The sequence below is a fragment of the Rhodococcus sp. NBC_00294 genome, from assembly GCF_036163995.1.
In the GTDB taxonomy this organism is placed as follows: Bacteria; Actinomycetota; Actinomycetes; order Mycobacteriales; family Mycobacteriaceae; genus Rhodococcoides.
On record NZ_CP108043.1, the window covers coordinates 1439381 to 1461368 of the forward strand.

Below are 21988 nucleotides of genomic sequence, written 5' to 3' on the forward strand. Positions count from 1 at the left end.
AGACTCACCGAGGGAGGGAACGACAGATGCCCGATTTCACGAGCCCGGAACTTCCCGTCGAGGACGCTCTCGAGCAGGAGCGGGACACGGTGCGGGACGACGACACCGACGCGGTCACGCCCACGGTCGCCGTGACGTACGACGCCTCCGACGCGGACCTGCTCGAGCAGGGTCGCGACGTCCCGCTCGACGACGAGCACGACCGCTAGGCGCCTCTATTCGTCGACGAGTGGGTGGTCGACCGCGTTGAAGCGTGAGGGCGAACCGCCCGCTTCCGCGACACCGTGGATGCCGCCCCACACCATCATGGTGAGGTAGTCGATGAGGTCCGCTGCCGACATCGACCGGTTCGAGATCCACCAGTGCGTGGCCAACTGGACGCCGCCCACGATCCCGTACGACCAGGGCAGCGAGCCGCCCGAGTCCATCTCCATCCGGCGCAGGCGCTCACCGAGCACCGTCGCCAGCAGTTCGGCGATCATGCGCTCCGACTCGGCGACCACGTCGCGGTTCGGCCCCGAGCTGTTCGACATCGCGTACAGGTAGACCTCGGGGTCGTCCGCGACGGTCTCCACGTACGCGGCGACCACCTGGCGGGTGAGGTTGTACTCGTCGAGCTCGACGCTGATCGCGTCATAGATCCGCGGTGCGAGAGTCGTCTCCACATATCGCTCGAGCGTCGCGTTGGTCAGATCGTTCTTGTCGTGGAAGTAGCGGTACAGGACGGTCTTCGAGATACCGATCTCGGTGGCGATCTCGTCCATGCCGATGTTGCGGCCGCGCAGCCGGATGGCGGCGAGAGTGCCGTCCACCAGTTCCTCGCGACGGGCGATCTTGTGCTCGCGCCAGCGTCTCTTGCGGCCGTCCGGCTTGTCCGTGCGGGCGTCGGTCGCGGTGTCGTCGGAATCCGGCTTCACCGTCTCGGCCTTGGCGGAACGGGTTCGCCCGGCCTTCCGGGCCCCGGTCTCGTCGGCGTCCTGGTCGGCGGTGTCCCCGTCGCTCTTCCTCGCTGCCGATCTGCTCGCCACGCGCGTGTACTCCGTCCCGATGTCCGACTGCGCTTCTGGCGCACTCGTGTGCGGCGGCGCATGTCACGTCGCCCACTCCAACAGTAGTGCCCGGCGCCGTCGGACCCGCGTCCGGGCGAGACGTCGTCGCCGGTCGGGGCACGAGTCGCACGCCGACCCTGCACAATGGAGTCGGTGCAGCTCATGACATTCGACGAGGACGTCAAACGACGCGACCTCCGCAAGATGAAGATCGTCGCCACCGGCTTCCTGGTGTTCGCCTCCATCGTCTATCTCTTCTGCCGGTGGCAGGAGTCCCGCGGCGCCGGCGGCTGGGTCGGTTTCGTCCGGGCGGCGTCGGAGGCGGGCATGGTCGGCGCGCTCGCCGACTGGTTCGCCGTCACCGCTCTCTTCAAGCACCCCATGGGTCTGAAGATCCCGCACACCGCGATCATCAAGCGGAAGAAGGACCAGCTCGGCACCAGCCTCGGATCGTTCGTCGGGCAGAACTTCCTCGCCGTCGACGTCGTGTCGCAGAAGGTCGAGTCCGCGCGCATCCCGCTGCGCCTCGGCACCTGGCTCGCCGACCCGGCCCACGCCGACCGTGTCGCGGAGGAGACGGCGACCGTGCTGCGCGGCTTCCTCGACGTGCTCGACGACGAGGACATCCAGCAGGTCATCGACAACACCATCGTCAAGCGCCTCGGTGATCCGCAGTGGGGGCCGCCGATCGGACGCGTCCTGGGCTCGCTGCTCGAGGACAACCGGCAGAAGCCACTGATCGACCTGCTCGCCGAGCGCGCACACGAATGGGCCCAGAACAGCCTGCCGACCATCGACCGGATCGTGTCGAGGGACTCTCCGTCCTGGTCGCCGAAGTTCGTCGATGTGCTTCTCGGAGAACGCATCCACCGCGAACTCGTGGAGTTCACGTGGAAGGTCCGGTCGAACCCGCAGCACGAGTTGCGGCTCGCGGCCGACAAGTTCCTCACCGACTTCGCCGACGACCTGCAGAACGACCCCGACACCATCGCCAAGGCCGAGTCGATCAAGTCGGAGATCATGGGCCGCGACGAGGTCACCGGCCTCGCGGCGGCATCGTGGAAGGTGGCCAAGCGGCTCATCGTCGACTCGGTGGACGACCCGAAGAGCACCCTGCGCGCCAAGATCAGCGAGAACGTGCAGAAGTTCGGGCTCCGCCTGCGCGACGACGACGCGATGCGCGGCAAGGCGGACGGCTGGCTGATGGCCGGCGTGCGCTACATCGTCGAGAACTACACCGACGAGATCACCACCGTCATCACCGACACCGTCGCCCGATGGGACGCCGACGAGGCCAGCCGCAAGATCGAGCTGCAGGTGGGACGGGACCTGCAGTTCATCCGCATCAACGGCACGGTGGTCGGCTCGCTCGCGGGTCTGGCGATCTACTCGATCTCGCACCTGTTGTTCGGGTAGCCGCCGCGGCCGTGCACGGGGTGCGTGAGGTGCCCACCCCTTTCCGCCGACTGGTCGGGGTGCGCAGCGCCGAGCAGGGTGTGTGGCTGGTCGACACCACCACCGCGTGCCCTCGGGTGTGGGTGCTAGCACAGTGCTTGCAATTGCTAGCACCCTTGGTTATCGTCGTTGGCGAGGCGCATTCGACATGAGTCAGGAGTGTTCGAGATGGCATCCGAGGAGAAGGAAGGCGACGACACCACAGTGGTGTCGGCAGCCGGAGATCTCGCCGCCCGCGTCGTCAGCACGGCGACACAGGACATCGGGAGTTTCATTCGGGCACAGCGAGAGTCGGCCCAGGTGTCCCTGCGGCAACTCGCACTCTCCGCCGGCGTCAGCAATCCCTACCTCAGCCAGATCGAGCGGGGCCTGCGCAAGCCGTCGGCAGAGGTTCTGAGTCAGATCGCCAAGGGTCTTCGTGTGTCCTCGGAGGTCCTGTACGTGCAAGCCGGTCTGCTCGAGGAACGGCCGCACAGTCCCATCATCGACGCGGTGCACGGTGACGACTCCATCACGGAGCGTCAGAAGCAGGTGCTCCTCGAGATCTACTACTCGTTCCGCCGCGAGAACGAGACCGGCACCCCCACGCTGCGATCAGAGATCAACCACGAAACGACATCAGGAGATCACACATGACCGACCCGAAGTTCGACACCGTCAAGACCCCGCTGTTCGCCGCCGTCGGCGCCGGTGACGCCGTGGTCCAGGCCGTGGCCGACGTCGTCGCCCAGGTCCGCCACCGCGCCGAGAGCACGCAGGCCGACGTCAACGACCGCGTCGACACCGCCCGCGCCCGCCTCGCCGACCTGCAGGAAGACGTCACCGAGAGCGTCGAGACGCTCCGCGGACGCCTGAACGCGCTGCCGCAGGAGCTGCCGGACGAGATCGCCGATCTCCGCGAGCGTTTCACCCCCGAGGAGCTCCGCAAGGTCGCCGAGGCCTACCTCAAGGTGGCGTCGGACCTCTACACCGCACTCGCCGAGCGCGGCGAGGAGACGGTCGAGCGCATCCGCAAGAACCCGGCGGTCGAGGACGGTCTCGAGCGCGCCAACGCCGTCGCCAACGACGCTGTCGACCTCACCGAGCAGACCCTCGGCACCGTCGCCTCGCAGACCCGCGCCGTCGGTGAGCGCGCCGCAGCCCTCGCGGGCCGCGCGTCCGATCGTGTGCAGGAAGGTGCCGACGAGGCCACCGACGCGATCAAGGAAGGCGCCGAGGACGCCGTCGACAATGTCGACGAGGCTGCCGACGAGCTGAGCGAGAAGATCGACGAGCTCGGCCAGAAGGCGAAGACCGCAGGCCAGAAGGCGTCGGATCGCGCCTCGGGTGCAGCAGGCACGGTCGAGGGCAAGACGCGCAACAACGCGGGCTCGCCCATCAAGAAGACCCCGGCCACGAAGTCGGCTCCCGCCAAGGCCGCCCCGGCCAAGGCCTCGACTCCCGCCCCCGCCAAGAAGGCCACCCCGGCCAAGAAGGCTCCGGCCAAGAAGTCGACCAGCTAGTCGATCGCGACAATTCCGACCCCCGCGCTGACGAAGCGCGGGGGTCGGTGTCGTTTAGGATGACCGCATGCCCATGGCGTACAGCGCGACCAGCGCGATCATGAACATCCTGCAACTCATCGCTCTGGTGGGTGTGGCGTTCGCGCTCTTCCACGCCATCCGCCAGCGCCCCGACGCCTTCACCGCCGCGGACAAGCTGAACAAGCCGGGGTGGGTGGCCATTCTCGCGGTCGCGCTGCTGATCCTGCTCGTCTTCCCGGTGGTGGGCTTCGTCGGCATCATCGCCGTCGTCGCCATCGGTGTGTACCTCGTGGACGTGCGGCCCAAGGTCGACGACATCCAGCGCGGACCGCGCTGGTAGCTACCCCTGGCCGGTGACCGTGAGCCAGAGCAGTGCCGCGTTGAGCGCCACGATCAGGCCGGTGGTGACGACGGCGAGGACCACGGTGGTCCGTGAGTTGATGCGGGCGCCCATCACCGCGCTGCTGGAGGTCATGCGCACCAGCGGGATCAGCGCGAACGGAATGCACAGGCTCAGCACCACCTGACTCAGCACCAGCGCCAGCGTCGGATCGACGCCGATACCCAGGACCACCAGCGCGGGAATCAACGTGACGACGCGGCGCACCTGGATCGGGATCCGCTTCTGCAGCAGTCCCTTCATGATCTCGGCACCGGCGGCGCAGCCCACCGAGGTCGACGCGAGACCCGAGGCGAGCAGGCCGACGGCGAAGATCGCGGCGACCGCGGGCCCGAGATTGTTCTCGATGGCCGCGTGCGCGCCGTCGATGGTGTCGGTGCCCTCCTCGCCGCGGAACGCCGATGCGGCGAGCAGCAGCATGCCGATGTTGACGCTGCCGGCGATGATGAGCGCGAACGTGACGTCCCACTTGGTCGCGCGCAGCAGGCGGTCGAGCTTGCCGGAGTCCTTCTCGACGCCGTGGCGGTCGCGGGCGAGCGCGGAGTGCAGGTAGATGGCGTGCGGCATGACCGTCGCGCCCAGCATGCTGGCCGCGAGCAGGACCGATCCGGAGCCGTCGAACCCCGGTACGAGACCGCCGGCGACACCGCCCGCGTCGATGTCGGTGAACAGCAGGCCGGTGAGGAAGCCGATCGTGATGATGGCGAGCATGCCGATGACGACGAACTCGAAGGTGCGCTGACCCCGCCGTGACTGGACGGCCAGGATCACCATCGACACGACGCCGGTGATGAGACCGCCGACGAAGAGCGGAACGCCGAACAGGAGGTTGAGCGCGATGGCGCCGCCGATCACCTCGGCGAGGTCCGTCGCGATCGCCACGGCCTCGGCCTGCACCCAGAACGCCCGGCGGGGCCAGGGACGCATGCGGTCGCCGAGCATCTCCGGCAGTGATCGTCCGGAGACCAGGCCCAGCTTGGCCGAGAGGTACTGGATCAGTACCGCCATCGCATTGGCGGCCACGAGTACCCACACGAGGAGGTAGCCGTAGCGCGCGCCCGCGGTGAGATTCGCGGCGACGTTGCCCGGGTCGACGTAGGCGATGGCGGCGACGAACGCGGGGCCGAGCAGCGTGAACAGCCGGACGGGAGTGATGCCTCCGGATGTGGGTGGACGAGTTCCGATGCGGTCGACCATGACGGAAGTGTAGGGCACCCGGCGCGATCGTGTTCGCCGGGCCGTACCAATAAGTTAGGGCACCCGCATCATGTCTCGTCGTCCACCCATTCGAGCAGGTCACCCGGCTGGCACTCCAGCACCCGGCACATGGTCTCCAGGGTGCTGAACCGCACCGCGCGGGCCCGCCCGTTCTTGAGTACGGCGACGTTGGCGGGGGTCAGTCCGACGCGCTCGGCGAACTCGCCGACGCTCATCTTGCGCTTGGCCAGCTCCACGTCGATGCGGACGACGATGGGCATCAGATGACGCCCTCGAGGTCGGCGCGCAGGTCGCTCGCCTTCCGCAGCAGGGCACGCATGACCATCATCAGCAGTGCGGCGACGCCGACGATCATGCAGAGCAGGAACAGCAGGAGCACGGGCCCCGGATCGTCCGCGCGGAACCCGACGACGAGGAACACGACACCGAGCGACACACCGGCGGCCACGATCGCGCGGACGATCGCGTCGACCCACACGAACGCGGCACCGGAGAAGATGCGATCCCGGCGGACGAGAGTGAGCAGCTTCCAGGTGGCGATGACGACGATCTGCACGCACACCACCCAGAAGATGGTGAGCGCGGTGAGGGGCCATCGGAGGTACGCGGATTCCGGGTTCTCGCGGGCCATGTGCGCGAACTGTCCCGGCAGCGACATGACCTGGAACAGGACGAGCAGGGCGAACAGGCCGGCGAGGAACACCCTGAGTGTTGCGACGACGCGTCTTTCCGTGATCATGCATCGAGTATCGGTCAGGATCTATCGAAAATCAATAGGTACTGGTGCGGGAGGGCGGCAGGGTTAAGGTCTGAGGGTGCCGGACTCCCCACTCGACGATGCTCGCTCGCGTGATCCCCGGGATCTCCGCCGAGTCGGCCTGACCGAGTACCGGATCGACGACCTCGCCAGGGAAGCCGGCGTGAGCGTCCGCAACGTGCGCGTCTATCAGGACCGCGGTCTGCTCCCGCCCCCGCGCAAGGTGGGTCGGACGGGCTGGTACGACGAGTCGCACCTCGCTCGGCTGCAGATGATCTCGCGCATGCTCGACCGTGGCTACACCTTCGTCACCATCAGCGAACTCCTCACCGCGGCGCAGTACGGACTCCGCGTCGAGGACGTCCTGGGCACCGAGGATCCCGACGGCGCCGCCAACGTCGACCACCCGGCGCGGCTGACCCGCGACGAGATCGACACCATGTTCGACGGACGGATCAGCGACGACGATCTGACGCGTGCCGAAGCGCTCGACGTCTTCTCCCGCGACGGGGACGGCTACCGCATCGAGAACCCCGCCCTGGTCCGCGCGGCCAAGGTGCTGTTCGACGCGGGTCTCGCGCTGCCGGACATCCTGTCCCGCACCGAGCGCGTCCACCAGGACCTGACGAGCGTGTCCCAGCAGTTCGTGCGTCTGGTGGTCGACAGGTTCGTTCCGGGCGGCGCCGATCCGTTCACGCTCGACCCCAGCGAGCTCTCGGCCATGGCGGACCTCATCACCACCCTGCGTCCGCTGGCAAGCCGTGCCGTGCAGGCGCTCTTCTCCGAGACCATGGACGCCGAGATCGTGCACGCGATGGAGAAGGCGCTCAGCGGCGACGCCGCCACAGCGTTCAGCGGCGACGCCGCCACGGCGGACACCGACGACAGTGACGGCAACGGCGCGAGCACCAGCTCGAGCAGCAGGACAGGAGACCGATGAACACTCGTGGTGCAGTGGTGACCGCTGCCGTGGCCGCGGTCGCGGTGGCCGGTGCAGCCTGGATCCGGGCGACTCGACGGGCGTCACCGCCCTCGGCGCGGATGGCGGACACCGATGTACTGCTGGCGCGTCCGGAGCTCACCCCACGGGTGCGCACGGTCGTCGCCGAGGACGGTGCCGCGCTGCACGTGCGCGAGTACGGCGACCCGGACGCCGCCCCGATCGTCCTCAGTCACGGATGGACCTGCTCCGCCGACTTCTGGGCGCCGCAGATCAACGACCTCGCCGGACGGTACCGCGTCGTCGTGTACGACCAGCGCGGGCACGGAGCCAGTGAGGTGGGGACCCGGCCACTCGGTGCCGACGTCCTGGGGGACGACCTCGCCGCGGTGCTCGACGCGACGGTCGACTCGGACACCAAGGCCGTCGTCGCCGGACACAGCATGGGCGGCATGTCCGTGATGAGTTGGGCGGCACAGTATCCCGCGCAGGTGCGCCACTACGTGAAGGCGATATTGCTGGCCAACACGGCCACCGACAGTCTGGTCCGCGAGACCACTGTCATCCCGTTGCCACCCGGTGTCGCTCAGGTGCCGGCGCGGGTGGCGTCGAGCGTGCTCGGATCGGCACTGCCCATCCCGTCGAGTCCGTTCTCCGCTCGTGCTCTGAAGTACGTGACGATGGGCGCCGAGTCCACTCCGGCGCAGGTGGCGTTCTGCGAACGCATCGTGCGCGAGTGCTCCCCTCGAACGCGGGGCATGTGGGGATCGGCGCTGTCCGCGTTGGACATTCACGACGCGCTGGAGAACATCGACGTCCCGACGTCGGTGATCGTCGGTACTCGCGACCGCCTGACGCCGCCGGTGCACGCCCGCAAGCTCGCCGATCGACTCTCCCGCGCCGGAGTGCTAGGCCGGTTCCTCGAACTCGACGGTGTCGGACACATGAGCTCGGTGGAATCGATCGCGGAGTTCGACGCCGAGCTGGTCCGGCTGGCGGAGCTGCCGGCATGAGCGACGACACCAGAGGGGACGCCTACACCGAGCGGCTGCGCGAGCTGCAGGGTGCGCGGTGGAAACGCGTTCTGCGCGTGCAGGCTCCGTACCAGTGGAACATCCGACGCCATCTCGCTGGGCGGCGCGTTCTCGACGTCGGCTGCGGGATCGGCCGGAATCTGCGCAACCTTCCCGCGGGTAGCGTCGGTGTCGATCACAACGTCGCGTCCGTCGAGTTCTGCCGCTCGCAGGGCATGACCGCGTACACACCCGAGGAGTTCCACGCCCTCGGCGACACGGGCTTCGACGGCATGCTCATGGCCCACCTGCTCGAGCACCTGCCGCCGGGCGCGGAGGGTGAGGTGCTGACGGAGTACCTGCCGTGTCTGCAGCCGGACTCCGTCGTCATGATCGTGTGCCCACAGGAAGTCGGGTTCGCCAGCGACCCGACGCACACGAGCTGGTTGGACGCCGCCGACCTGCTCGCCCTCTGCGCTGCCGCCGGCATCGAGCGCACGACGTCCGCCTCGTTCCCGTTCCCGCGTCCGGTGGGAAAGCTGTTCGTCTACAACGAGACCGTCGTGGTGGGTCGAACCCCAGCTGCCTGATACGACCAGCCGTCTAGTCGAACACCACGGTCTTGCGGCCGTGCACCAGCACACGGTCCTCGAGGTGCCAGCGCAGTCCGCGCGCGAGCACCATCTTCTCGATGTCCCGGCCCTGACGGACCATGTCGGCGACCGCGTCCGCATGGTCGATGCGGATGACGTCCTGCTCGATGATGGGTCCGGCATCGAGCTCGGCGGTGACGAAGTGGCACGTCGCGCCGATGAGCTTGACCCCTCGTGCGAACGCCTGGTGATACGGCCGGGCGCCGACGAACGACGGCAGGAAGCTGTGGTGGATGTTGATCGCGCGCCCGGACCAGTGCTCGCACAACGACTCCGGCAGCACCTGCATGAAGCGCGCCAGCACCACCGCGTCGGGGGAGTAGCCGTCGACGAGGTCGCGGAGCGCGTCGAAGGAGGGCCCGCGCTCGCTGGGGTCCTCGGGGAACGGAACATGGTGGAACTGCACACCGTGTGCGCGCGTGACGGATTCGAGATCGGGGTGGTTGCCGATGACCGCTTCGATGGTCGCCGGCAGTTCTCCGCCGGCGGCGCGCCCGAGCAGATCGTGGAGGCAGTGTCCCTCCTTGCTCACCAGGAGCACGACCTTCTTGCGCTCTCCGGAATCGTGCAGCGACCACTCGGATTCCGGGCCGATCTCCGCGGCGACCGCCGCGAACCGTGCGCGCAGCTCGTCGACTCCGATGTCGATCGACGAGGCCGCGACGGCCTGACGGGTGAAGAACCAGCCACTGTCCGCGTCGGCGTGATAGGCGGCCTCGACGATCGAGCCCCCGAGATCGGCCAGGAAGGTCGAGATGCGCGCGACGATGCCCGTGCGGTCGGGGCAGCCCAGGGTGAGGACGTAGCGGCGAGAGTCGGAGCGTGGAGATTCGGGCGGCATGGGCGCCATTGTCTCACTGACACCCGTCCCTTCCTGACCGATCCCGACCGGCCTCCGTCTGGAAAGGTGGAGCGCATGACAACCCTCACGCGCACCGACGTCGCCCGCATGGTCGATCACACTCTGCTCAAGCCCGAGGCGACGGTCGCCGACGTCCGGGCGCTCGTCGCGGAGGCGAAGGATCTGGGCGTCCTCGCGGTCTGCGTGTCGCCGTCGATGCTCCCGGTTCGTGACACGGGTGACCTGGTGGTCGCCGCGGTGGCGGGGTTCCCGTCCGGAAAGCACCACTCGTTGATCAAGGGTTCGGAGGCGCGTCTGGCGGTGCAGCACGGGGCGCGCGAGGTCGACATGGTGATCGACGTCGGCGCCGCGGTGGAGGGTGACTTCAACGCCGTCCTGGCGGACATCATCACCGTCCGGGAGGCGATGGGCGAGAACGCCGTCCTGAAGGTGATCATCGAGTCGGCGGCGCTGCTCGCGTCGGCGGACGGGGAGCGCGCGGTGATCGAGTGCTGCCGGGCGGCGGAGCGGGCCGGCGCGAACTACGTCAAGACGTCCACGGGGTTCCATCCCGCGGGTGGAGCGTCGACGGAGGCAGTGAGTCTGATGGCCCGCACCGTCGGTGGCCGCCTGGGTGTCAAGGCGTCGGGCGGCATCCGCGATGCGGACACCGCCCGAGCGATGATCGAGGCCGGCGCCACCCGACTGGGCCTGTCCGGGACCCGCAGCGTGTTGGACGGCTTCGCCGACTAGCAGGTGACCTGCTGCTGACCGCCCTGCGCGGCGGGGATCGTGTACTGGCCGCCGCTGAGGGTCATGTGGATCCCGGTGTCGGTCACCTCGAGGGCGTCCGGCGTCATGCCGAGCGGGTACGCCTGCAGGCTGTCCGTGAGCACCGAGACGACGCTGTCCGCGAGGTCGGTGGGAATGCCGATGCCGAGGATCGACGCGTCCGTGGTCTGGACCTCGATCGTGTCGCCCTGCACCACGGGCTTCACGGTGAGTTCCGCGAGTCCACCGACGATGGCGAACTTCAGCGTTCCGGCGGCGGGATCGCTGGTCACACCGGACACGACGCTGCCGACGCCCTGCTCCTGCAGGGTCGCGAGGATGCCGCCGGTCGACCACGTGACGTCGGCCGAACTGCTGCCGATCTGACCGGACGTGGTGTCCGTGGAGGTGAGGTCGACGTCGTTCACGGTCGCCTGGACCTGCATGTCCTGTGCGGGCCCGAACTTCGTGTCGTCGCTCGAGATGTCGACGGACGAGAACTTCTCGGTCGCGAGGGAGAACAGGACGGGCTGCAGGCCGAGGCCGACGTCGATCTGTGAGCCGAGTTCGCTCTCGAACTGGGTCGTGAGGCAGTTCTCGACGCGGTTGCGGGCATAGAACTCGCCGCCGACGAGTGCCGCGATGACGACGATGACCAGCACTCCGGCGATGAGAGGCACCCGGGAGCGTCGTCTGGGTGCGGTGTCGTGAGTCATGAGAGACAGTGTGGACGACATCTCTGAGGTTCCTCTGTGGACCGGCCGATCGGGTGCACGGCGACAGCGCCATTTCTCTGTGACGCGTGACACAAACACGTAGGCTCTTCGAGCATGGCGGGCGACGATGTGGCGGAACGTCTGGACGGCGTGGTCGCCGAACAGGACGGGTACTTCACCGCAGCTCACGCGCTCGATGCCGGGTATCTGCCGTCCGAGATCGAGGCGCACGTCGCCGACGGATCCTGGACGCGGGTCGAGACCGATCTGCTGCGGTTGTCGGACTGGCCGAGCCACGATCTCGAGGAGTACTCGAAGTGGTGCGTGTGGCTGGGCGCCACCGCGGTGATCTCCCACCAGAGTGCGGCCGAGTTGCACGGCATGGGCAGCCTGCACCCGCAGTTCGTCCACGTCCGGGTCAGCGGGACGGCGCGAGCGCACGACCAGCGCCTCGCGATCCATCGGGGACGCCTGACGGGCGCGGATATCGAGCTCTCCGGTGCCTTCCGCATGACCACGCCGGTCCGCACCGTGCTGGATCTCGCGGCGGGCGGCATCTCGCAGTTCACCCTCGACGAAGTGGTCGCCGACGGTCTGGTGCTCGGACGACTGGTCGTCGACGATCTCTTCGAGCAGGCTGTGGAGTGCGGTGACCGGGTGGCCGAGCGGGTGGAGACGGCGCTGCGCTGAGAGGATGTTCCCCTCATGCGCACGCTGCTGATCGACAACTACGACTCGTTCACCCACAACCTGGCCCAGTACCTGGAGCAGGTGTCCGGCACCGCCCCCATCGTCGTGCACAACGACGTCCCGTGGTCCTCCCTCCCGCTGGACCGGGTGGACGCCGTCGTCGTCTCGCCAGGCCCGGGCCGCCCGAGTCGCCCGGCCGACATGGGCGTCAGCAGCAGGGTGATCCGGGACGGTGGTCTGCCGCTTCTCGGGGTGTGTCTGGGGCATCAGGGCATCGCGGACAGCTGTGGTGGCGTCGTCGATCTGGCACCCGAGCCCATGCACGGCCGGATGTCCGACGTGCGGCACGACGGCACCGATCTCTTCGCCGGCCTGCCGTCGCCCCTGCGCGTGGTGCGGTATCACTCCCTCACCGTCACGGCCCTGCCCGACGAGCTCGAGGCGACGGCGTGGACCGACGACGGGGTGATGATGGCGCTGCGTCATCGGTCACGGCCGCTGTGGGGAGTGCAGTTCCATCCCGAGTCGATCGGCACGGAACGTGGACTGCAGGTGATCGCCAACTTTCTCGACCTCGCGCGGGACGCCCGCCCGAGCACCCACACCTCCGCGCCGACCGTGGCGCCGCGTGACCCGGTCGTGCGCGACCCCCGCTACCGGGTGCTCGTGCGCCGTCTCGACGTTCTGCCGGACCCCGAGGAGGTGGCGCGCCCACTCCGCGGACGGTCCACGTTCTGGCTCGACTCGAGCGCCGAGCTCGACGGAAGTGCTCGGTTCTCCTACCTCGGACCCGGTGACGGCCCACTGGCGGAGGACGTGTCGTACGACGTCGCCACCTCGTGCGTGACGACGACGACCGCCGACGGCACGACCGAGGAGACGGTCACGTCGTTCCTCGACCACCTCGGGGAACAGATCGCGGCGCGGGCCGTCGACCGGGTGCCCGCGGTGCCGTTCGACTTCGCCCTCGGCTACGTCGGTCACCTCGGCTACGAACTCAAGGCCGAGACGGGCGGAGCGGCGGCGCATGCGTCGCCGACGGCCGATGCGCGAATGATGTTCGCGGACAGGCTCATCGCGCTCGACCACCGCGATCGGTGCACCTATCTGCTCACCCTCACACTCGTCGGTGGCGACGACACCGCGGCGCTCGGATGGTTGAACGAGACCGCTGCGGCCGTGACCGCGATGCCCCGCTCGGAGCGCGGTCGCCCGGCCGTGTCCGACACCCCCCTCGGCGCGCTGCCGTCGGTGATCGACACCCGGCACGACGACGGGGCGTATCGCGCGGCGATCGCGGACTGCCTGGAGCAGATCACGATGGGGGAGAGCTACGAGATCTGTCTGACCAACGAGATGAGCGTGCCGTTCGACGGCGACGCCGCCGACCTCTACCTCGCGGTGCGGCGCGCCAGTCCCGCCCCGTACGCGGCGTTCCTGCGTTTCCCCGGGCTGGCGATACTCAGCGCGTCACCGGAGCGCTTCCTGCGGATCACGGCGTCGGGCGTCGTGGACTCCAAGCCCATCAAGGGAACTCGGGCTCGCGGGCGCTCGCCGGCGGAGGACGCGGCCGCGCGCCTCGACCTGGCGACGAGCGAGAAGGACCGCGCCGAGAACATCATGATCGTCGATCTGGTCCGCAACGACCTGAATCAGGTGTGCGTGCCCGGGTCGGTGCACGTGCCGGTGCTCTTCGACGTGGAGAGCCACACCCATGTGCACCAACTGGTCTCGACGGTCGAGGGTCGGGTGCGCCCGGGGCTCTCGGCCGTCGACTGTGTGCGCGCGGCGTTCCCGGGCGGATCGATGACCGGCGCCCCGAAGCGCCGCACGATGGAGATCATCGACCGCCTCGAGGGCGGGCCGCGCGGCGTGTACTCCGGTGCGCTGGGCTGGTTCTCGCTCACCGGCGCGGCGGACCTGTCCATCGTCATCCGGACCGTGGTGCTCGCGGACGGCCGGGCGTCGGTGGGAGCGGGCGGCGCCGTCGTCTCGCTGTCCGACCCGCAGGACGAGGTGGACGAGATGCACCTCAAGGCCGACGCGCTACTGCGTGTCCTCGGCGGGAGCGACGGCCGACCACGGTAACGCGAGCACGTTGTCCCGCAGTCGTCGGCGCGGCACGGTGACCGGAAGTCCCTGCGCCGCCAGGGCTGTCAGCGCCGCACGCCACCGCACGCGGGGTCCGAACGGTGCCAGCGGCGCCGCCACGTCCCACGCCCGATCGGCCGCCCGCAGCACCTCGTGCACGCGCTCGCCCGCGACGTTGCGGTGGATCAGGACCTTCGGCAGCCGCTCCGCGATGTCCGACGGCCGCTCCACCGTGAACGGATCCCACGCGATGGTCAGACTGCGCGGTCCCGACGCGTCCACGGTGACCCACGTGGCCCGACGCCCCAGTTCGTCGCACGTGCCGTCGACGAGGAGGCCGCCGTCCGCGAGAGCGGAGGTGATGCGTGCCCACGCACCCGGTACCGCGTCCTCGGGATACTGACGCAGCACGTTGAACGCGCGCACCAGGTGTGGCCGCAGTCCTGCGAGTTCGAAGCCGCCGCGGCGGAAGGAGACACCGTCCCGATCGGGGACGACGCGGGACGGCTCGATCTCCAGCCCGACGACGGCGACGTCCGCACGGACGGTGCGCAGTCGCGCGGCCAACTCCAGAGTGGTGACCGGACTGGCGCCGTAGCCCAGGTCGACGACCAGGGGACGCGCCGCGCCGCAGAGCAACGCTCGGACGTCGGGATCGTGCACCAGTCGGCGATCACTGCGCCGCAGCCGGTTGATGTTGGTCGTCCCGCGAGTGACCACACCCTCCGGACCGATCCGGGAGATCACAGTGCCCAGCAGTTCGTTCCGCTCATCCCGACCGGCCTCCGGCCCACCCGCCGGTCAGGCGTTCTTCGTGAGCCAGTCGTGCGTGACCTCGCCCTCGCCCCGCCACAGATCGACGAGGTTGACGAGCATCAACTGTTCGAGCTTGCCGCCGATGAAGGGGATGTACACCTTGGCCTCGGACGTGGTGCGCAACGTGGAGCCGGCCTCGGTGGCGAAGAGGGACGTCGTGCCGGTGAGGCTGCCCGGGCCGGCGGGAATCGACGCGTCGTACTTCCCGGCGGTGGTCTCCGAGTACGCGTCGTGATGGATGTTGCGAGTGATGACCATGTCCTTCTTCATCACCGCCTGCGCGACGTCGGGCAGCGTGTCGCGCGGAATGATGTGCCGCATGACCACGTCGACACCGTCTGCCGTGACCTCGAAGCGCGTGAGCTCGTTCTCCGAGTACTTGCGCAGCTCCTCGATCACCGCGTCCCAGTAGTCACGCGTCGTCAGCGCCCCGTACACCTGCTCTGTGGTGAACGGGAGACGAGCCGAGTAGTTCATGCGACGTGCCATGGTCGATGAGGTTACCGGTGAGTCAGAGGTGCTCCGGCGCCCAGGTGTCGGTGAACTCCTGCTCGGCGTCGATCAGCGCGAGAACCTGCTCGATGACGGCCTGCTCGATCTTGCCGCCGAAGATCGGCACCTTGACCTCGGCCTGACCCGTCGCCGTCAGGCTCGAGGCGGAGCCCTTCGAGCGCAGTGCCAGGGTGCCCGTGATGGACGCCGGGGCGCCCTCGACCTTGGCCTCGAATGTGCCCGAGGCACCCTGCGCGTCGAGGGAACCCCACGACTCGGTCCGGTGGATGATCAGATCGCCCGGGCGGATGCTGGTGATGGCGCCGGGCAGGAACTCCTCCGCGATGGCCTGGGTCATCGACACCGACACCGTGCGGCTGTCCGCGTCGTCGCCTGCGACGGTCACGTCGTTCAGCTGTGCCTTGGGGCCGCCGACGGCCTCGAGCCGATCGGTCCAGTACTGCTCGGTGGTGAGGGCGGCGTGGACGTCGGACGCGGCGAGCGTGGACGGGACCGTGTGATCGAACCTGCGTGGCATGAGCTGAGATTAACTCTGTGCGGCGCGCTCGGACCGCAGCGGGTGGCCCTTCGACGTGAGGCACTTGCCCGTCTCGAGGTTCCAGTCCCAGCCGTGCAGATTGCACGTGAGCGTGTTCCCCTCGATCACTCCGAACTTCGACAGATCCGCCTTGAGGTGCGGGCACCGTCGCTGTATCTCCCAGCCGTCCTTGACGATGGTCGCCGTGTCGTCGTGCGCCTCGGCGAACCAGCCGTCCGCGTAAGCGATGCGCTCGTCGGTGAGGCACTTGAAGAACGTGTACAGGAACTCGTTGTAGCCACCGACCCGCTTCGCGCGGAACCGCGTCGACAGGAAGATCGAGTTGACCCAGTCGGACTCGCCGTCCCGCAGCACCGTGCGGACCAGCTCGGCCGGGATCTCGAACGTGTAGCGGAACTTCTCGTCCTGGATCGGTTCGCGGACGATCCGCTTCGGGAAGTCGAGCACGACCCTGTCGGCAGCCACCGGAGGTCGACCGGCCTCCGGCCTGCCCGTCAGATTCAGCTCCACCGGGTAGCCGATGCCGTCGGAGATCTGGTCGGTCTGCGCCATGATCGGCTCGAACAGTGCGCGCAACGGCCCTAGCAGCGGCTCGCCCGCCGCGGTCGCCCACGATGCCTTCTCGGCCGCGATGACGTCGGCCTGGCGCTGCGCGTACGCCTCGATGTAGTCGGCCTTGCCGGTGGTGAAGATGGCCTCCACCTCGTCGGTGGGCAGCGGGTGCGCCAGCTCGTTCAGTTCGGAACCCGAGAAGTCCGCCGTGGTTCCCGGCATCATCAGCAGGCCCTTGTCGTGGCCGTGGCGGCGCATCTGGTCGAGGAACACCATCTGGTCGGGGAAGATGTTCGCCGGATCGCCGTAGACGTCGTTGAGCGAGCGCAGCTCGTCGTCGAGGAAGCACGGGGGACCTGCGGACGGAATGACCCACGTGGCGCCGACCTGCTCGATGTACTGCCGACACCGGTCCATCTGACGCTGCCGCTTCTGCGTCCCGAACGCGTCCTTGGCGCGCTGCGGCATGTCGTAGACCATCGGGTACCAGATGGCGCCGGAGTACTGCAGCATATGGACGTCGATGTGGCCGAAGGCTTCGGTCATCATGTCCAGGTCGACCGGCCGGGCGTCGTTCATGTTGAACGCGGTGGTCTCACCGTCGCTCACCACCAGACCCGAGTCGCCGATGGGTCCGTCGGCAGGAGCGCGCAGCGCCACGATCATGACGTCGAGGTCGCCCTTGGGGCCGGACACCGTGTGCTTGACCGAGTCGGTCGTCTCGAAGAACGTGGTGAAACCGAGCTTCTCCAGCTCCGTGCGCAGGTCCGGCACCGGGTAGTCGGGGAGCAGCACGACCGCGTCCTTGTTGACGTGCTTCGCCAGGTGCTTCGGATCGAAGTGGTCTTTGTGCAGATGCGAGACGTACAGGTAGTCGCAGTTGCCGAGCTCGTCCCAGTCGAGCTGGGAGTTGTCGGGGAACGGGAACCACGACGTGAAGTACGCCGGGTTGACCCACGGATCGCACAGGATGGACCCCGCAGACGTCTGGATGTGAAATCCCGCGTGTCCGACACTGGTGACCTGCACGTGAATCCTCCCGAAATATGGAACCTGGTTCGGTGACCATGGTAGGCGTGCACACCCGGTGCTCACGACGAGGCGGGGGCAGCGCCGGGTAGCGTTCACCCCCGTGACGAGCAGTCCCCTCCAGTCCGCGACGGCTCCGGAGACCGGCGATCCCGGCTCCGTGACGGCCGCGCACCGCCCCGTGTCCTTCGCCGACCTCACCACGATCCACGTCGGTGGCCCCGTCGGACGTCTCGTCGAGGCGACCACCTCGCAGGAGCTCGTCGACGCCGTACGCAGCGCCGACGCGGCCGGAACTCCGGTGCTCGTCATCGGCGGCGGCTCGAACCTGCTGGTCGGAGACGACGGTTTCGACGGCACCGTCGTCCGCGTCGCGACGTCCGGGCTCCGGGTCGAGGGCACCAGGATGCACGTGGACGCCGGAGTCGAGTGGGATCTGGTCGTCCGCACCGCGCTCGATCACGGGCTCGCCGGCATCGAGGCACTCTCCGGCATCCCGGGCAGCACCGGCGGAACGCCCGTGCAGAACGTCGGCGCGTACGGCGCCTCCACCTCGGACTGGCTCGAGTCGGTGACGGTGCTCGACCGGGAGAGCGGGGAGGTCGAGGTGTGGGACAACGCACGCTGCGGCTTCGGCTCGCACCGGTCGTCGGCCTTCAAGTACACCGATCGCTACGTCGTGGTGGATGTCACGTTCGCGCTCCGACGCAGCGACGAGTCGGCGCCGGTGCGCTACGCGGCGCTCGCCGAGCGGCTCGGCGTGCGCATCGGAGAGAGCGTCTCGGCGCGCGAGGTGCGCGATGCCGTGATCGCTCTGCGGACCGATCGCGGCATGGTGTGGGACGAGGCGGAGCACGACTCGTGGAGTGTCGGGTCCTTCTTCCTGAACCCGATCGTGTCGTCCGTACCGCCCGAGGCGCTCGGATCGCCGCAGTTCACGGACCCGAAGGGCATCAAGCTCAGTGCTGCCTGGCTCATCGAGCACGCCGGGTTCTCCCGCGGGTACGGCGAGCGCGTCGGCACCGGACGGGCCACCCTCTCCACCCGCCACGTCCTGGCCGTCACCAACCGGGGCGGCGCGAGTGCAGCGGACGTCACCGCCCTCGCGTCGCACGTGCGCGCGGGTGTGCAGGAGAAGTACGGAATCACGCTGATCCCCGAGTGCCGCCTGGTGAACTGCACGCTCGACTGATCGGTCTGTTGCCACAGGTAACGTCGTCCCCGTGAAGATGCAGGGGAGAACACCGTACGCAGCCGTCCTGGCCGTGCTGGCACTCGTGATCGCGCTGGTCGCGGGGTGCTCCGGCACACCCGGGTCCTCGGAGAGCGCCGCGCCGACCACCGAGGCCGCGCCCGTGGCGGCGGTGACCTACGCACCGGCGGCCGGTGCGACCGACGTCTCACCCACCGCTCCGATCTCCGTCTCGGTCGCGAACGGCACCTTCGAGGCCGTGTCGCTCACCACCGCCGACGGCCGCGCCGTCGCGGGAACGCTGGACCCGGCGAAGACGACGTTCACCGTCACCGAGCCCCTCGGGTACGACGCGGTCTACACGTGGGCAGGGACGGCAGTCGGCAGCGACGGCAAGCCGGTGCCGGTCGAGGGCACTCTCGGCACGGTGGCACCGCAGTCGATCACGTCGGTCTCCACCAACATCGGTGACGGCCAGGAGGTCGGTGTCGCGGCGCCGATCATCCTGAAGTTCGACGACGCGATCGTCGACAAGAAGGCGGTCGAGAAGGCGCTGACGGTGACCACGAACCCGCCGACGGCCGGCTCGTGGGCCTGGCTGCCCGACGACGGCGGGTCCCGCGTGCACTGGCGTCCGCAGAACTACTGGGCCCCCGGCACCACCGTCGACGTGTCGGCGAAGCTCTACGGCGTGAACTACGGCGGCGGCGCCTACGGCGACTCGGACGTCACGGTGAACTTCACCATCGGTCGGAGCCAGGTCGTCGTCGCCGATGCGACCAGCCACCGCATGCAGGTGGTCCGCGACGGCCAGACCGTCATGGACATCCCGGTGAGTTACGGCGAGGGCAACGAGGACCGCAACGTCACGCGCAGCGGCATCCACGTCGTCACCGAGAAGTACGAGGACTTCCTGATGTCCAACCCGCCGTACTACGAGAACGTGCGGGAACGGTGGGCCACCCGCATCTCGAACAACGGCGAGTTCATCCACGCCAACCCGCTGACCACGGGAGTGCAGGGCTCGTCCAACGTGACCAACGGCTGTATCAACCTCTCCACCGAGGACGCGCAGACGTACTTCCAGATGGCCGTCTACGGTGACCCCGTCGAGGTCACCGGCACGCGCATCGATCTCTCGGCGGCGGACGGCGACATCTACGACTGGGCGATCGACTGGCCCACATGGCAGAGCATGAGCGCCCTGACTGCCGCGTGAGAGTCGGACTGCCGCGTGAGAATCAGGTCCGACGGCTGAAACGGCCGTTCGGGGCCTGATCGCGCGGGCGCACGACGATGGTGTCGAGGTTCACGTGCGAGGGGCGGGACGCCACGAAGCCGATGACCTCGGCGATGTCGGCGGCCACCAACGGGTCGATGCCCTCGTAGACCTTCGCGGCCTTGTCCTCGTCCCCGTCGAAGCGGACGAGAGAGAATTCCGTCTCCACCGCGCCCGGAGCGATCTCGGTCAGACGGACGGGCGTGCCCAGCAGTTCGCCGCGGAGCGTCCGGTGCAGCACGCCCTGTGCGTGCTTGGCCGTGGTGTATCCGGCGCCGTTGTCGTACGTCTCGAACGCGGCGATGGACGTGATGGTCACGACGAGACCGTTGCCGGACTCGATCAGTTTGGGTAGCAGCGCCTTGGTCATGCGCAGCGTGCCGACGACGTTGGTCTCCCACATCCACTGCCAGTCGTCGAGGTCCGCCTCGAGGATCGGGGCGAGGCCCTTCGCGCCGCCCGCGTTGTTCACCAGGACGTCCACACGCGGCAGCACCGAGGTGAAGGCCGCGACGGAGTCCTCGTCGGTCACGTCGAGGGCGAGGGCGGTGCCGTCGATCTCCTCGGCCAGTGCCTCGAGGCGGTCGACGCGGCGGGCGCCCACGACCACGTGATAGCCGCCGGCGGCGAGTGTCCGCGCGGTGGCGGCGCCGATCCCGGAGCTGGCTCCGGTGACGACGGCGGTGGGGCGGTCGGTCTGGGTCGACGGTGTCGTCGGAACGCTGGTCATGGGAACCAGGCTAGATCGCGTCAGCTCGCGATCGCGCTGTAGCCCGACGCGTCGCCGGCGACGACGCGCGAGTACTCGCCCTGCACGCTGACGGGAACGTCGCCCGCGAGGGTGATGCGCTCGAGGCGGCGGTACTGATCGTCGTAGTCGGAGACGGCGTAGTGCTGGGTCGACCGGTTGTCCCAGATGGCGATGTCGCCGAGCTCCCACGACCACCGGATGGTGTTCTCCAGGCGGGTCACCCGGTCCTGCAGCAGCTCGAAGAGTGCGCGGAACTCCTTGGAGGAGAGGCCCGGGAACGACTTGGCGAAGTGGCCCAGCAGGATCGCGCGCTTCCCCGTCTCGGGATGCACGCGCACCACGGGATGCTCGACCTCGAAGTACTCGCTGCGGAACTCCGCGCGGTAGCGCTCGGCCGTCGACGTGACGGACTTCTCGGCAGCGGTCGCCGCGTAGTCGTAGATGTTGGTGTGCACGGCCCACAGCGACTCCGCGAGGGCCTTCATCGCGGGCGGCAGCTGCTCGTAGCCGGCGGTCGCCGACGCCCAGGTGGTGGTGCCGCCGTACGGGGGCAGGTGCACGGCCCGCAGGATCGACGCCTTCGGCACGCGGTCGACGAACGTCACGTCCGTGTGCCAGCTGTCCGCCTTGTCGTACGTGGAATCGATGGCGAGAGTGCGGGTTCCGCGCGACCGGACCGTGGGGTGCGGGGTGGTGGGGATCCCGAGCCGCTCGGCGAACGCGTACTGCACCTTCTCGTCCACGTGATGCTGGCCGCGGAAGAACACGACCTCGTGCTCGAGCAGCGCCTCGTTGATCTCGTGCACGATCTCGTCCGGGAGATCGCCGCCGATCCGCACGTCGTCGATGCGTGCGCCGATGTTGGCGCCCAGTTTCACGGTCTTCATGGGCTCACTGTGATGCCGAAGTCGCAGGTTGTCCACCCTTCGAATCACCTCGAGCGAAAGAGGCGATTCTGCAGCGCGGCGACATCGGTGCTACTTTTCGGTCATGGCACCAGCGAGGAAGTCCGCACCGCGGGTCACGTATGTGACCGCCGCGCTCGGTTCCCGTCTGCCTCTCGCTCGCGAACTCTGTTGTCGACGCGGTCTCTCACGAGTCTGATCGCGCGTCGACGGACGACCTCCATGTGAGGTCTGACGATCGGGTGTGACCGGCCTCGTTCCCAGGCTCCCGGCCCATCCGTCTCGCTCTCGAGGGA

25 protein-coding genes are annotated in these 21988 nt (G+C 68.6%); 13 read left to right on the forward strand and 12 right to left on the reverse strand.

From position 1 onward, the window contains the following. The first annotated feature begins 26 nt into the window (after positions 1 to 26). Entirely contained in the window at positions 27 to 209 is a 183-nt protein-coding gene (locus tag OHB23_RS06855) for a hypothetical protein (protein WP_328811174.1), read from the forward strand. Positions 210 to 215: 6 nt separating this feature from the next. Here OHB23_RS06855 and OHB23_RS06860 read toward each other — a convergent pair whose 3' ends face one another. Continuing rightward, positions 216 to 917: a TetR/AcrR family transcriptional regulator gene (locus OHB23_RS06860; protein WP_027506322.1), complete on the reverse strand. Its 702-nt coding sequence runs from the start codon at positions 915 to 917 to the stop codon at positions 216 to 218. A gap of 276 nt (positions 918 to 1193) precedes the next feature. Between OHB23_RS06860 and OHB23_RS06865 the strand changes: the two genes are divergently transcribed. The 4 genes from OHB23_RS06865 (at position 1194) to OHB23_RS06880 (ending at position 4367) form a co-directional block, all read left to right on the forward strand. Further along, positions 1194 to 2465 carry a DUF445 domain-containing protein gene (locus OHB23_RS06865; protein ID WP_027506323.1) on the forward strand — a complete coding sequence of 424 codons (1272 nt, stop codon included), beginning with the start codon at positions 1194 to 1196 and terminating at the stop codon, positions 2463 to 2465. 207 nt (positions 2466 to 2672) lie between these two features. Beyond that, positions 2673 to 3140 carry a helix-turn-helix domain-containing protein gene (locus OHB23_RS06870; protein ID WP_037186255.1) on the forward strand — a complete coding sequence of 156 codons (468 nt, stop codon included), beginning with the start codon at positions 2673 to 2675 and terminating at the stop codon, positions 3138 to 3140. Further along, positions 3137 to 4006: a heparin-binding hemagglutinin gene (locus OHB23_RS06875; RefSeq protein WP_307091161.1), complete on the forward strand. Its 870-nt coding sequence runs from the start codon at positions 3137 to 3139 to the stop codon at positions 4004 to 4006. The genes OHB23_RS06870 and OHB23_RS06875 overlap by 4 nt, the downstream gene beginning before the upstream one ends. 67 nt (positions 4007 to 4073) lie before the next feature. After that, a complete protein-coding gene (locus OHB23_RS06880) occupies positions 4074 to 4367 on the forward strand; it encodes a DUF2516 family protein (protein ID WP_027506325.1) in 294 nt (97 codons plus the stop codon). Here OHB23_RS06880 and OHB23_RS06885 read toward each other — a convergent pair whose 3' ends face one another. From OHB23_RS06885 to OHB23_RS06895, 3 genes are all read right to left on the reverse strand, one after another. Beyond that, positions 4368 to 5624 (reverse strand): Nramp family divalent metal transporter, encoded by a 1257-nt coding sequence (locus OHB23_RS06885; protein ID WP_051613478.1) that lies wholly within the window; start codon positions 5622 to 5624, stop codon positions 4368 to 4370. A 68-nt stretch (positions 5625 to 5692) separates the two neighbouring features. After that, complete coding sequence (locus OHB23_RS06890) at positions 5693 to 5905, reverse strand: helix-turn-helix domain-containing protein (protein ID WP_027506327.1); 213 nt, start codon at positions 5903 to 5905, stop codon at positions 5693 to 5695. Next, on the reverse strand, positions 5905 to 6384 hold the full coding sequence (locus tag OHB23_RS06895) for a DUF2975 domain-containing protein (protein ID WP_027506328.1): 480 nt from the start codon (positions 6382 to 6384) through the stop codon (positions 5905 to 5907). Before OHB23_RS06895 ends, OHB23_RS06890 begins: the two co-directional genes overlap by 1 nt. Positions 6385 to 6460: 76 nt before the next feature. Between OHB23_RS06895 and OHB23_RS06900 the strand changes: the two genes are divergently transcribed. Genes OHB23_RS06900 through OHB23_RS06910 form a run of 3 tightly spaced genes read left to right on the forward strand, consistent with a single transcriptional unit; the run spans position 6461 to position 8945 of the window. Then, positions 6461 to 7342 carry a MerR family transcriptional regulator gene (locus OHB23_RS06900; RefSeq protein ID WP_328811175.1) on the forward strand — a complete coding sequence of 294 codons (882 nt, stop codon included), beginning with the start codon at positions 6461 to 6463 and terminating at the stop codon, positions 7340 to 7342. Next, positions 7339 to 8355 (forward strand): alpha/beta fold hydrolase, encoded by a 1017-nt coding sequence (locus tag OHB23_RS06905; RefSeq protein WP_442973023.1) that lies wholly within the window; start codon positions 7339 to 7341, stop codon positions 8353 to 8355. Before OHB23_RS06900 ends, OHB23_RS06905 begins: the two co-directional genes overlap by 4 nt. After that, on the forward strand, positions 8352 to 8945 hold the full coding sequence (locus OHB23_RS06910; RefSeq protein WP_204869089.1) for a class I SAM-dependent methyltransferase: 594 nt from the start codon (positions 8352 to 8354) through the stop codon (positions 8943 to 8945). The genes OHB23_RS06905 and OHB23_RS06910 overlap by 4 nt, the downstream gene beginning before the upstream one ends. A gap of 13 nt (positions 8946 to 8958) precedes the next feature. Here OHB23_RS06910 and purU read toward each other — a convergent pair whose 3' ends face one another. After that, a complete protein-coding gene (gene purU / locus OHB23_RS06915; protein WP_027506331.1) occupies positions 8959 to 9849 on the reverse strand; it encodes a formyltetrahydrofolate deformylase in 891 nt (296 codons plus the stop codon). Positions 9850 to 9924: 75 nt separating this feature from the next. Between purU and deoC the strand changes: the two genes are divergently transcribed. Beyond that, entirely contained in the window at positions 9925 to 10602 is a 678-nt protein-coding gene (gene deoC, locus OHB23_RS06920; RefSeq protein WP_222646261.1) for a deoxyribose-phosphate aldolase, read from the forward strand. Here the strand turns inward: deoC and OHB23_RS06925 are convergent. Next, complete coding sequence (locus tag OHB23_RS06925; RefSeq protein ID WP_027506333.1) at positions 10599 to 11336, reverse strand: LmeA family phospholipid-binding protein; 738 nt, start codon at positions 11334 to 11336, stop codon at positions 10599 to 10601. The two genes, deoC and OHB23_RS06925, sit on opposite strands and share 4 nt — an antisense overlap. Before the next feature lie 114 nt (positions 11337 to 11450). Here OHB23_RS06925 and OHB23_RS06930 point away from each other — a divergent pair, with 114 nt between their 5' ends. Further along, positions 11451 to 12026, forward strand: coding sequence for a type IV toxin-antitoxin system AbiEi family antitoxin domain-containing protein (locus tag OHB23_RS06930; protein WP_222631959.1), 576 nt, complete (start codon positions 11451 to 11453; stop codon positions 12024 to 12026). Between the two features lie 15 nt (positions 12027 to 12041). Continuing rightward, complete coding sequence (pabB, locus tag OHB23_RS06935; protein ID WP_328811176.1) at positions 12042 to 14114, forward strand: aminodeoxychorismate synthase component I; 2073 nt, start codon at positions 12042 to 12044, stop codon at positions 14112 to 14114. Here the strand turns inward: pabB and OHB23_RS06940 are convergent. Genes OHB23_RS06940 through OHB23_RS06955 form a run of 4 tightly spaced genes read right to left on the reverse strand, consistent with a single transcriptional unit; the run spans position 14073 to position 17565 of the window. Further along, positions 14073 to 14864 (reverse strand): class I SAM-dependent methyltransferase, encoded by a 792-nt coding sequence (locus tag OHB23_RS06940; RefSeq protein WP_442973024.1) that lies wholly within the window; start codon positions 14862 to 14864, stop codon positions 14073 to 14075. The two genes, pabB and OHB23_RS06940, sit on opposite strands and share 42 nt — an antisense overlap. 54 nt (positions 14865 to 14918) lie before the next feature. Then, on the reverse strand, positions 14919 to 15422 hold the full coding sequence (locus OHB23_RS06945; protein WP_027506337.1) for a DUF2505 domain-containing protein: 504 nt from the start codon (positions 15420 to 15422) through the stop codon (positions 14919 to 14921). A gap of 22 nt (positions 15423 to 15444) precedes the next feature. After that, on the reverse strand, positions 15445 to 15963 hold the full coding sequence (locus tag OHB23_RS06950; protein ID WP_056441577.1) for a DUF2505 domain-containing protein: 519 nt from the start codon (positions 15961 to 15963) through the stop codon (positions 15445 to 15447). 9 nt (positions 15964 to 15972) lie between these two features. Continuing rightward, complete coding sequence (locus OHB23_RS06955; RefSeq protein ID WP_285184315.1) at positions 15973 to 17565, reverse strand: MBL fold metallo-hydrolase; 1593 nt, start codon at positions 17563 to 17565, stop codon at positions 15973 to 15975. Between the two features lie 103 nt (positions 17566 to 17668). Between OHB23_RS06955 and OHB23_RS06960 the strand changes: the two genes are divergently transcribed. Continuing rightward, complete coding sequence (locus tag OHB23_RS06960) at positions 17669 to 18757, forward strand: UDP-N-acetylmuramate dehydrogenase (protein WP_307091176.1); 1089 nt, start codon at positions 17669 to 17671, stop codon at positions 18755 to 18757. 37 nt (positions 18758 to 18794) lie between these two features. Beyond that, positions 18795 to 19976, forward strand: coding sequence for a L,D-transpeptidase (locus OHB23_RS06965; protein ID WP_037186261.1), 1182 nt, complete (start codon positions 18795 to 18797; stop codon positions 19974 to 19976). Positions 19977 to 19998: 22 nt separating this feature from the next. Here the strand turns inward: OHB23_RS06965 and OHB23_RS06970 are convergent, their stop codons facing one another. Then, positions 19999 to 20766, reverse strand: coding sequence for an SDR family NAD(P)-dependent oxidoreductase (locus OHB23_RS06970; RefSeq protein WP_328811177.1), 768 nt, complete (start codon positions 20764 to 20766; stop codon positions 19999 to 20001). A gap of 20 nt (positions 20767 to 20786) precedes the next feature. Then, complete coding sequence (locus OHB23_RS06975; protein ID WP_307091179.1) at positions 20787 to 21674, reverse strand: TauD/TfdA dioxygenase family protein; 888 nt, start codon at positions 21672 to 21674, stop codon at positions 20787 to 20789. Between the last annotated feature and the right edge of the window lie 314 nt (positions 21675 to 21988).